The sequence below is a fragment of the Flavobacterium sp. AK-301 genome, from assembly GCF_058310215.1.
This window is the reverse complement of the sequence record NZ_JBZEES010000006.1, coordinates 20,258-31,789: the sequence shown is the minus strand read 5'-3', so window position 1 is coordinate 31,789 and position 11,532 is coordinate 20,258. Positions and strand designations below refer to the sequence as shown.

Below are 11,532 nucleotides of genomic sequence, written 5' to 3'. Positions count from 1 at the left end.
ACAAAATAATTGCCGTAATCTTATATTCTTTGAAACATCTAATTTGGTAAGCTGATTATTAGAACAGGATAAAGTATCTAAATTCAGATTCTTTGAAACATCCAGTTGAGCAAACTGATTTCTGTCACAATCTAAATACTTTAAAAGTTTGTTATTCGATAGTTCTATTTGAGTTAACAGATTACTTCCACAAGATAAATTTTCTAACATTATGTTTCCAGAAACATCCAATTCAGACAACTGATTATTATCACAAGACAAATACTTTAAGGCTTTATTATTAGATAGTTCTATTTGAGTTAACAGATTACTACTACAAAATAAATCTTCTAAGTTTATATTTTCAGAAACATCCAATTCAGACAACTGATTATCAGAACAATATAAATACTTTAAAAGTTTGTTATTCGATAGTTCTATTTGAGTTAGCAGATTATTTCTACAACGTAAATCTTCTAAGTTTATATTTTCAGAAACATCCAATTCAGACAACTGATTATTCTCACAAAACAAATACTTTAAAGCTTTATTTTTTGATAGTTCTATTTGAGTTAACAGATTATAGTCACATCTTAAATTTTCTAACTGTATATTTCCAGAAACATCCAGTTGAATAAATCGATTATAGGAACAATCTAATTCTTTTAAAAAAACAAACTTACTAGCATTTAATATTCCACACAATGGCGTTTTACCAAAAAAAGAGTGCGTTATATCTAATTTTATTAACCTTTGGGGAGATTCCAAATTCCAGGTACAAACAGTTGTTATATAAGGATCTTCACTTTTTATTTTAGAAACCCATTCTTCCGAAACCGTCCAATTTAATGTATCTGCTATAGCTAGACCTAATCGATGTAAATTGAGTACTCCCGAAGTTTCTGTTGGCTGGCGGAGCAACATACGTAAACCTTCTTTATCATCTTCATGATACGTTTGTGCTGTTACAATACTACATAGCAACAACAACAAACCTACAAGTAATTTTTGTTTCATAATTAAAATTTTAAATTATACATTTATTTAACATAAAATATTAAATACAAATATATCAATTTAACACAAACTTTATGTATTTAAAAAAATACATAAAGTTTGTTAAAAAAAAACAAATATTCTTTTGAATTCTATTTAAAAGAACTATAAATTACTTATATACAATACAACTCAACATATAAAATAAAATTCCCGGTTTTCTGTATCTAGAAAACCGGGAATAAAAATAATTTTTATAGTTTAGAATATGTTCTAAAAATAAATTGGACTTATTATCATATCAGTTCTTTATTATTTTATGACTAAACAATCCTTCGGAAGTGGTTACTTTTAAAATATGTACTCCTTTTTGAAGTCCCTGAACAGAAATACTCTGTCCTGATCCTGTTTCTTTTTTAACCAGATGTCCGTTTAGATTATAAATTTCTATTCCCTGAACGGTACCGGGTGCATCAATATATAAAACTTCTATTGCAGGATTAGGATACACTCTGATTGCTGTGTTTTCTGTAATTTCTTCTTGTATTGGAAGGCTTAGTTTACGTCCCCATATATCGCCTTCGGTTACGGCTAACGGTAATCGATCCATAATAGCAGCTCCATCTGCACGCTCTACAATTTTTACAACTCCTTTTTCCATTACATACGGCATAATAATATAATTCCCTCTATTAACTTCAAAAGGGACTTCGCAGGTATAAGTGTATTTTTTCTTTGCAATGGTTATATCGGTAATCAATGATCCATTACGAGCAAATAAACCGATACGGGCAGTAGCTTCTGAGGAAGGAGCATAGACCTGAAAAACTTCTTCGACTTCTACTTCATAAAGATTATTTTCTGCAGTTTTAAGCTGTAAATGTTTCAGCACGGTTGCTGCTCTAAGGTTAAAACCTGTTTTACTCAGAACGGTAATTGGCAATTTATCGACCAAACGGGAACCTTCTGGACGGGTAATGATTTTTTTTTGCCCATTTATTTCTATATAGGGCTGTATCATATAATCTCCGGTCGATATCATATCGGGAACCTGACAGGTATAAATATTTTCTACCGCTGAAACGGAAATCGGAGTATAAAATTCTCCATTAAGACCAAACAAACCAATTTTTACCTTCTGCTGATCTGCTGAGACAGCTGCATGAACCTGAAAAGTCTCATCTGTTTTTACCTGATATATATTATCAACGGCTGTTTTTAAGGTTAAATAATCTTTTAACTTCAATTCATTTTTAGTAGTATCTTCTATCGTTACACTATATTCAAGGACAAAAGGACGGTATTCCTTAAATTCTAATTCTGGATCCCAATAATTTGAACCCGGGAAGCTACTATTGGTCATTTTACAGATAAGGGTTTTTCCGGCATACTCTTTTCCGGCAATAAATACGCCATCATTATTATGTTCTAAATTGACAGGTACTCCTGATTCTGTATACCATTGATATACTGTTGTATTTCCTTTAATAGAATATTCACTACTCAGATCGATTTTCTGCCCGACAGTTATTGTATCTCCTTCTATTCTATTTTGAGGAGAATAATAAAAATCCTCCTCCGATATTTCAAGCTCTTCTAATACTGAAAATCTCAAATTATTAGATTCACAATACAAAACACCTGCATCTTCTTTATTTAAAACAATGAGTGTTACTAACTGATTATTAGAACAAATTAAGTCTCCTAAATAAATATTTTTTGAAACATCCAGTTTTGTTAACCTATTATTAGAACAATATAACCATTCTAAATTGATGTTTTCTGAAATATCCAACTCTACTAACTGATTATTATAACAATCTAACGAATGTAATTTGATATTCTTTGAAACATCCAGTTTTGTTAACCTATTATTAGAACAATCTAACCATTCTAAGTTGATGTTTTCTGAAACATCCAACTCTACTAACTGATTATCATAACAATATAACAAATGTAATTCGATATTCTTTGAAACATTAAGTTCTATTAACCAATTATAATCACAAGATAACTCTCTTAAATTGATGTTTTTTGAAACGTCCAGTTCCGTTAATTGATTATCAGAACAATCTAACCTTTCTAAATTAATATTTTTTGAAACATCCAGTTTCGTTAACCTATTATTAGAACAATTTAACCATTCTAAATTGATGTTTTCTGAAATATCCAGTTCCGTTAATCGTTTATTAGAACAAGATAATTTTTTTAAAAAAACAAATTTACTGACATTTAACATCCCATATAGAGATGATATATTTAACTCTATCAGCCGTTTGGGAGATTCCGAATTCCAAATACAAACAGGCACATAACCTGGTCTCTTTATTTTAGAAACCCATTCTTCTGAGGTAGTCCAGTTTAAGGTATCTGCTATAGTCAGACCTAATTGATGCAGATTAAGTATTCCTGCTTTTTCTGTCGGCTGACGGAGCAGCATTCGTAATCCTTCTTTATCAACTTCATGATAGGTTTGTGCTTCTGTAATAGCGCAAAACAACAGAAACAAACTTGTAAGTAGTGTTTTTTTCATAATGAAAATTTGAAATAATTATTTTTAATTCAAAATACTATATATTAAACAGACTATTTTGTTATAAAAACTCAACTAATAGGATTTTTAATACAATATTCTGATTTTTCAAAAATAGAAAAAAATATTTTTTTTTACGACTTTAGTCTCTTTTAACAATTCGAATTACAACATAACCGAAAAAATAAATTAAAATTTATACACATAGTAAATATTCTGTAAAAAAACAACAAATCACAATCCTATACTTTAATTGTGTATTGAAAAAATATACTGTATTAATTTTAAAAACAACGTAAAAAAAGAATAATAAGTTATTCTTTCAAAAAAGCCTGAATAAAAAAGCTCCAGAAGTAATTATCGGATCTATTTTCGTTATTCGTGTAGTACTTTTCTCTTTGGGTATAAAAGTCGGAACGCATTAAAAACAGCTGGAAGTGTAACAGTTCCGTGATTTTCGTCCGGCAGGTAATCAAAAAATACTTTGATATTCTCTGACTGAGTCTTTTTGATCTTCTCTGCCAGGAGTTTGGCATCTTCTTCCATAATATGTTTATCGGTTCTAAAAATGGATCCTTCTTTCCCCACACCAATATAGATCAATGTCGGTACAGAATAATCTGCTTTCATAATCGCCGGATTCACATTTAAAAGTGAACCGTCATTCCACCATAAACTGGGACTGATAATGATGTATTTATCAAAAAGCTGTGGTTTGGTAAACAGTATTTCGGTAGCCAGAAGACCGCCTAACGACTGCCCTATTATGGTTTTTGAAGTATCTGTTTTATATTTTTTGGCTATAAAAGGCTGTAATTCTTTTTCTATAAAAGCAATGAACTTTTCGGACCCTCCGTTCTGAGGAATTCTGTTTTTATCACTTTCAACAGTGGTAGGATAGGTAAAATCTTTTTTTCTGTCCGTATTAGCAATACCAACAACAATGGACTTCGGAATTCTGTCAATCCGGGAAAAGGTATTGTATTTGACTAATCCGACAATAGGAATAAAATCTTCGTCTGCGGAACCATCCAACAGATAAATTACGGGATATTTAGTATTTGCATCATATCCTTCTGGTAAATAGATATTTAAAATTCTGTTCTCATTCAGAATTTTTGAATGAAGTTGTTCAACAATCCCTAAAACAAATTTTTCTGAACGCTTCTTTTGTTTATTTGATTGTGCATAAATCTGAAAAAAAGTAAAACAGATCAATAAAGCAGTTAATTTTATTCTCATACTAAATTCATTTATTATTATATTGAGAATTAAACATTATAAGCCATTTTGTTCAAAATATCTTTGTTCAATTCGGTCAATATCCTTTATTGTTTTTTTAGTCCAGTCCAGTCTTTTTTCAAAAATTTCTTCTTCTGTCAGTCGCCAGTCAACGGCTGATTTTTTAAGCCTACTCATTAAATTCTGAATGATAATAGCGGCTGAAACGGAAATATTCAGACTTTCTGTAAAACCATACATCGGGATTTTTAAGAAACCGTCTGCTTTCCGGATAATCTCTTCTGAAAGTCCTAGTTTTTCGGTTCCGAAAAACAAAGCGGATGGTTTTGTAATATCAAAATTATCGAGCAGACAATCCTTTTCATGAGGTGTTGTTGCAATGATCTGATAGCCTTTTTGTTTTAACTGTTCAATACAACTGTCACTGTCATTATATCTGCTGATATCAACCCATTTCTGAGCGCCCATCGCTATTTCTTTATCTATTCTCTTGCCCTGAACCTGCTCTATAACATACAGATTCTGAATACCAAACACTTCGCAACTGCGCATTACTGCGCTTGTATTATGCAGCTGATAAACGTCTTCTATCCCAATTGTAAAGTGGTTGGTCCGTTCTTTGAGAACACGGATAAATTTTTCTTTTCTGTTCTCGGTTATAAAATCTTCTAAATATTCAAGATACTGCGTCTTTTGAATTATTTTTTTCATTTTACATTACAATTATAAATATTATTCCTACATTAGTAGTTAATTCAATTCACTTATCTCATGACACAAGAGGAAATCCTGCCGCTAATTTACAAAAAAGACAACAGAGCATTTACGATATTATATGATATGTATTCTAAAAGCCTTTACGGAATAATCTTTAATTTAATCAAAGATAAAGAAGAATCGGAAGATGTACTTCAGGAAGTTTTTATAAAAATATGGAGAAGCATAGTCCATTATGATGAAAGTAAAGAGCGTTTATTTACCTGGATGCTCAATATAGCACGGAATTCTTCTATCGATAAACTACGTTCTAAAAACTTTAATAACAGTCAGAAAAATGTATCTTCTAAAAACTTCGTACATACTATTGACGGAAACCATTCTATAACGAATGGAATTGACACGATCGGAATTAAAGAATTTCTGTCAAAATTAAAGCCTAAATATATTCAGGTGATTGACTTATTATTCTTTCAGGGATATACGCAACAGGAAGCTTCGGAAGAACTTGAGATCCCACTAGAAACGATAAAAATAGAAAACAGAAATTGTATAAACGAATTAAGAAAAATAGTACAGACATAATTGAAAATAAATATATATTTGAAATTATAAAATCACAACAACAATTATGGAAACCAAAGAATATATAGAATCCGGAATTTTAGAACTTTATGTTTTCGGTAAATTAAATGAAACTGAAAATAAAGAGGTTACTAAAATGGCGGAAAAATATCCTGAAATAAGGGCAGAAATCGAATCTATAGAAAAAATAGCCAAGGGTCTGGCGTCCGGTACAGCTCCTCATTTATCTGCTAAAAATTATGAAAAGATAAAAAAACAAACGGCAAGGAAAAAAAACCCAATCATACGTCTGAATTCAAAAAACAACGTTGATCGGTCTCAGTATATAGGCTGGGCAGTTGCTTTTCTTTTATTACTGGGAATAGGATACCAATACAGCACCATACGTACTGCCAGAACTCAGATCACAGCAGGAGAAATTGAAAAAAATCAGTTACAGGAAAATGTTGTAAAACTGGAATTGAAGAATCAGCAGAATGAGACTGTCCTTGCTATTATCAGGGATGATAAAAACAATGTTATAAGACTGGAAGGACAACAAATCAGTCCTAACGCTTCTGCAAAAGTATACTGGAATAAAGAGAAACAAACGGTGTATATTGATGCTGCGGGATTACCCGAACCTCCTGAAGGTAAAGTATATCAGGTATGGGCTTTAAACTTAAATCCTCTTACTCCTAAAAATATCGGGTTACTAAATGATTTTGCTACTAATGAACAGCATGTTTTTTCTGTTGACCCTGTTGAACATGCAGAGGCTTTTGGCATAACACTGGAACCCGCCGGGGGAAGTGCTTCTCCTTCATTAGATCAGTTATATACATTAGGAAAGATTTAAAAAACTATTGTTTTGACAAAAAAAAAATTAGTAGTACTTACGGGGGCAGGAATAAGTGCGGAAAGTGGTATAAAAACATTCAGAGACAGTGACGGTTTATGGGAAGGTCATGATATTATGGAAGTTGCCTCACCTGCGGGCTGGAGCAATAACCCTGAACTGGTTCTTGATTTTTATAATAAAAGAAGACAGCAACTCTTAGAGGTTCATCCTAATAAAGCGCATCAGCTACTTTCCGGTCTGGAAAAAACATTTGATGTTTCTATCATTACTCAGAATGTTGATGATCTGCATGAAAGAGCGGGTAGTACAACTATTCTGCATTTACATGGTGAACTTTTAAAAATGCGAAGTACAAAGGAGGAACATTTGGTATATGAATGTTATAATGATATTCTTATAGGTGATTTGTGTGAAAAACAGAGTCAGCTCCGCCCTCATATTGTATGGTTTGGAGAAGATGTTCCCGCTATTGAACAAGCGGTTACAATTACTGAACAAGCGGATATATTACTGATTATCGGTACTTCTCTTCAGGTATATCCTGCAGCGGGTTTAATGGATTTTGTTGCTCCTGAAATTCCTGTCTATTATATTGATACTAATCCTGCAATTATCCGGAATCCGAAAAATAATATTACTGTTATTGCAGAATCCGCTTCTGTCGGTTTACAAAAAATACTGGATTCCGGATTATTGGATAGTTCGATTGTTTGATGATCCAACTTTTTGGTATCTTCTTTCTTTTTTTACCACTACTTTAGATGTGTTATTTTGCAAAATACCTAACAGGTTAAAAAAACCTGTTAGGATAATACTGTTTTGTTTTTATTTCTGTTTGATTTTAATTCCGTTTATATCCTAACAGGTTAAAAAAACCTGTTAGGTATTGATTTTCTTAATAATTATTTGATAATGTAACTTTTTGGTATCCTCTTTTTTCTAACCATCAAACAATCAAATTACTAAATACATAACTTTATTATAAAATTGAACTTCTAAAAGGAATATGTACCTGATATTTTGTACTTTAGGATATCTCCAAAAACAAAACCGTTATGAGCATATTAAAATCCTTTTCTACAATAAAAAATATTATAAGTCATCTTGATTTTGAAAAACTAAATGCACTGTCCCAAAAAGTAGACCTTGCTAAAGTAATGGACAGTTTTTCTAAAATGAGCGATGCTGATCTGACCAAAATGATGAAAGTAATGAGTGCGGCAGGAAAAGAACATGTAATTCCTGAAATCAATGGTGATTTCTACGAACTGGGAACAACTCTGCCACCGCATGAAAGAGAAATAGTGCTGAAAGTTCGGGAATTTATGCAAACTGAAATTAAACCTATTGCAAATGAATACTGGAATAAGGCAGAATTCCCAATGCATATTATCCCGAAAATGGCGAAATTAAATATTACAGGATTGACTTATCGGGGATACGGCTGTCCGGGACATTCTGCTTTACTGGAAGGTTTTCTGGCAATGGAAATGGCGAGAGTGGATAGTTCTATTTCAACTTTTTTTGGAGTGCAGAGCGGTCTGGCAATGGGATCGATTTATTTATGTGGTTCTGAAAAACAAAAAGAGGAATGGCTTCCTCTGATGCAAAAAATAGAAGTAATCGGAGCTTTTGGTCTTACGGAACCTTTGGTAGGCTCGGGAACAGCAGGTGGTTTAACGACAACTTGTAAAAAGGAAGGGGAAGAATGGATACTGAACGGTCAGAAAAAATGGATCGGTAATTCGACCTTTTCGGATATTACGATTATCTGGGCAAGAGATCTTGATGATAATCAGGTAAAAGGGTTTATCGTCAGAAAAGAAAATCCGGGTTTTGCAGTCGAAAAAATGAAAGATAAAATGGCTTTACGTACTGTACAAAACGGTCTGATCACCTTAACAAACTGTAAAATCCCTGAAAGTGACAGACTTCAGGAAGCTAATTCTTTTAAAGATACTGCTAAGGTATTGCGTATGACACGTGCGGGGGTAGCCTGGCAAGCTGTTGGCTGTGCCAGAGGGGCTTACGAACTGGCTTTAAAATATACAAATGAACGAAAACAATTCGGTAGACCTATTGCCGGTTTTCAACTGGTACAGGGATTATTGGTTTCAATGCTGGGGGATCTGACTGCTATGCAGGCTATGGTATACCGATTGTCTGTAATGCAGGACAACGGAGACCTCGCGGATGAACATGCTTCTCTCGCTAAGGTATTTTGTACTTCGAGAATGCGGGATATTGTGGGACATTCTCGTGAACTCTTTGGAGGAAACGGAATCCTTCTGGAATATGATATCGCCCGATTTGTAGCGGATGCTGAGGCAATCTATTCTTATGAGGGAACGAAAGAGGTTAATTCCCTGATTGTAGGAAAAGCAATTACAGGACATAGTGCTTTTGTTTAAAAAAGAAACTCACAGAATTAAAAAGGAAACTATTAAAAAATTTCTCAAAAATAGCATTATGACAGACTTTTATTCTTCACTGAGATAGTTTATATTCGCATTATTAAAAAACAACACAACTACTATGTCACTAAATGAATTAAACGCTATTTCGCCTATAGATGGTCGTTACCGAAGTAAAACGGTTTCACTTGTTCCTTTTTTCTCTGAAAAGGCTCTTATCAAATACAGAGTACAGGTAGAAATCGAATATTTTATTGCTCTGTGCGAATTACCGTTACCTCAGCTTAAAGGAGTGGATTCTTCTTTGTTTGAGAAACTAAGAGCAATCTATATCAACTTTTCAGAACAGGATGCAACGGCAATTAAAGAAATTGAGAAAACAACGAATCATGATGTTAAGGCTGTAGAATATTTTATTAAAGCTGCTTTTGAAAAATTAAATTTATCTAAATATAAAGAATTTATCCATTTTGGATTAACGTCTCAGGATATTAATAATACTGCTATTCCTCTTTCTACTAAAGAGGCTTTTGAACAGGTCTATATCAAATCTTTAATTGGTCTGGTAGCGAAATTAAAGGAACTGAGTACGGAATGGAAAAATATTCCAATGCTGGCTCGTACTCACGGGCAACCTGCTTCTCCTACTCGTTTAGGGAAGGAAATCGGTGTTTTTACGGAACGACTGGAGGAACAGATGCGTTTATTGTTTAATGTCCCTTTTGCTGCTAAATTTGGCGGTGCAACAGGGAACTATAACGCTCATCATGTGGCGTATCCACAGACAGACTGGAAAAAATTCGGGACTGATTTTGTAGAGGGTATTTTAGGCTTACATCATTCTTATCCTACAACGCAGATTGAACACTACGATCATTTTGCTGCTTTCTTCGATGCGCTGAAAAGAATTAACACTATTGTCATGGATCTGGACAGGGATATATGGACGTATGTATCTATGGACTATTTTAAACAAAAAATAAAGGAAGGCGAAATAGGTTCTTCTGCTATGCCACATAAAGTAAATCCTATTGACTTCGAAAATTCGGAAGGAAACTTGGGTATTGCTAACGCCTTGTTTGAACATTTATCTGCTAAGTTACCTTTGTCAAGACTACAGCGTGATTTAACGGACAGTACTGTTCTAAGAAACATCGGCGTTCCACTCGGGCATACGCTTATTGCTTTTGAGGCTACTTTAAAGGGATTGAACAAATTACTTTTAAATGCCGATAAATTTGAAGAGGATCTGGAGAAAAACTGGGCGGTTGTTGCTGAGGCAATTCAGACGATTTTAAGAAGAGAAGGGTATCCAAATCCTTATGAGGCACTGAAAGGTTTAACGAGAACAAATGAAGCTATCAATAAAAAGTCCATTCATGCTTTTATTGAATCATTAGAAGTCTCTAATGATATTAAAAAGGAATTACTGAATATTACACCTAGTAATTATTTGGGAATCAACTAATTTATAATAGTTGATAGTTTTTAATTGATAATTGATAGTTCGTATCGTATACTTCTGATTCTAAATCAAATATCGTATATTCAATAACTTAATAATACCTAACAGGTTAAAAAAACCTGTTAGGATAAAATAAATCTTAAAAACGTATTTTGTATATCCGATAGATTTACAAAGTCAAAAAAGACCTTGTAGTTTTTTTTATATACGATTTACGATAGTTGATATACGATTTAGAGAAAAGAAGAAAAAATCAAGAAAAAAGAGATTTATGATTTTCCTACAAGGTTAAAAAAGACCTTGTAGCTAGTGCTGTGTGAAGAATATTTTTTAGACTACTCTACTTCTACTACTCTAGTATTTGTTTTTAGCTCTTCTGCTAAACTTGTTAAATTCATAGTAGGAAGAGTAATACTTCTATTTCCTGACAAATTTGTTAAAGTAGAAATATAGGCTCTTAAATATGGAAAAAGAATAGCTGATGAATTCAAATAAAAATAATTACTTATATCATCAATAGTATCAATAGCTTCAAATTTATATTTCCCAATAGCCTCAACTTCAATATTTAAATCTTCTTCTTCATTAAATATATTCAATTCTATATTTAATAAAAATACACTATCGGTCATCTGAACCACTCCGGATACTTTAAAATTAATCTCTAACTTAGAGAAATCGGAATCCTGTTCTAATTCTATTAATGATCTTTTAATTCTGTAACCTTCAAATTGAAATTTGGAAATAGTACTCATGATTT

The 11,532-nt window shown here is 32.6% G+C and carries 10 protein-coding genes; 5 read left to right on the top strand and 5 right to left on the bottom strand.

What is annotated here, in order from left to right:
- The 4 genes from AC4FQX_RS10045 to AC4FQX_RS10030 all read right to left on the bottom strand — a co-directional run.
- On the bottom strand, nucleotides 1-996 hold a 996-nt coding region (locus tag AC4FQX_RS10045; RefSeq protein ID WP_491167558.1), incomplete at its 3' end, for a leucine-rich repeat domain-containing protein.
- A gap of 280 nt (nucleotides 997-1,276) precedes the next feature.
- Nucleotides 1,277-3,508: a leucine-rich repeat domain-containing protein gene (locus AC4FQX_RS10040; protein WP_491167557.1), complete on the bottom strand. Its 2,232-nt coding sequence runs from the start codon at nucleotides 3,506-3,508 to the stop codon at nucleotides 1,277-1,279.
- A 375-nt stretch (nucleotides 3,509-3,883) separates the two neighbouring features.
- A complete protein-coding gene (locus AC4FQX_RS10035) occupies nucleotides 3,884-4,750 on the bottom strand; it encodes an alpha/beta hydrolase (protein ID WP_491167556.1) in 867 nt (288 codons plus the stop codon).
- A 36-nt stretch (nucleotides 4,751-4,786) separates the two neighbouring features.
- On the bottom strand, nucleotides 4,787-5,461 hold the full coding sequence (locus AC4FQX_RS10030) for a TrmH family RNA methyltransferase (protein WP_491167555.1): 675 nt from the start codon (nucleotides 5,459-5,461) through the stop codon (nucleotides 4,787-4,789).
- A gap of 60 nt (nucleotides 5,462-5,521) precedes the next feature.
- Here AC4FQX_RS10030 and AC4FQX_RS10025 point away from each other — a divergent pair, with 60 nt between their 5' ends.
- The 5 genes from AC4FQX_RS10025 to purB all read left to right on the top strand — a co-directional run bounded on the left by AC4FQX_RS10025 (nucleotide 5,522) and on the right by purB (nucleotide 10,775).
- On the top strand, nucleotides 5,522-6,052 hold the full coding sequence (locus tag AC4FQX_RS10025; protein WP_491167554.1) for an RNA polymerase sigma factor: 531 nt from the start codon (nucleotides 5,522-5,524) through the stop codon (nucleotides 6,050-6,052).
- A gap of 46 nt (nucleotides 6,053-6,098) precedes the next feature.
- On the top strand, nucleotides 6,099-6,890 hold the full coding sequence (locus AC4FQX_RS10020; RefSeq protein WP_491167553.1) for an anti-sigma factor: 792 nt from the start codon (nucleotides 6,099-6,101) through the stop codon (nucleotides 6,888-6,890).
- Between the two features lie 12 nt (nucleotides 6,891-6,902).
- Nucleotides 6,903-7,607 carry an SIR2 family NAD-dependent protein deacylase gene (locus AC4FQX_RS10015; protein ID WP_491167552.1) on the top strand — a complete coding sequence of 235 codons (705 nt, stop codon included), beginning with the start codon at nucleotides 6,903-6,905 and terminating at the stop codon, nucleotides 7,605-7,607.
- Between the two features lie 341 nt (nucleotides 7,608-7,948).
- Nucleotides 7,949-9,304, top strand: coding sequence for an acyl-CoA dehydrogenase family protein (locus AC4FQX_RS10010; protein ID WP_491167551.1), 1,356 nt, complete (start codon nucleotides 7,949-7,951; stop codon nucleotides 9,302-9,304).
- Nucleotides 9,305-9,428: 124 nt separating this feature from the next.
- Nucleotides 9,429-10,775 carry an adenylosuccinate lyase gene (purB, locus tag AC4FQX_RS10005; RefSeq protein ID WP_491167550.1) on the top strand — a complete coding sequence of 449 codons (1,347 nt, stop codon included), beginning with the start codon at nucleotides 9,429-9,431 and terminating at the stop codon, nucleotides 10,773-10,775.
- Between the two features lie 332 nt (nucleotides 10,776-11,107).
- Here purB and AC4FQX_RS10000 read toward each other — a convergent pair whose 3' ends face one another.
- Nucleotides 11,108-11,527 (bottom strand): hypothetical protein, encoded by a 420-nt coding sequence (locus tag AC4FQX_RS10000; protein ID WP_491167549.1) that lies wholly within the window; start codon nucleotides 11,525-11,527, stop codon nucleotides 11,108-11,110.
- Between the last annotated feature and the right edge of the window lie 5 nt (nucleotides 11,528-11,532).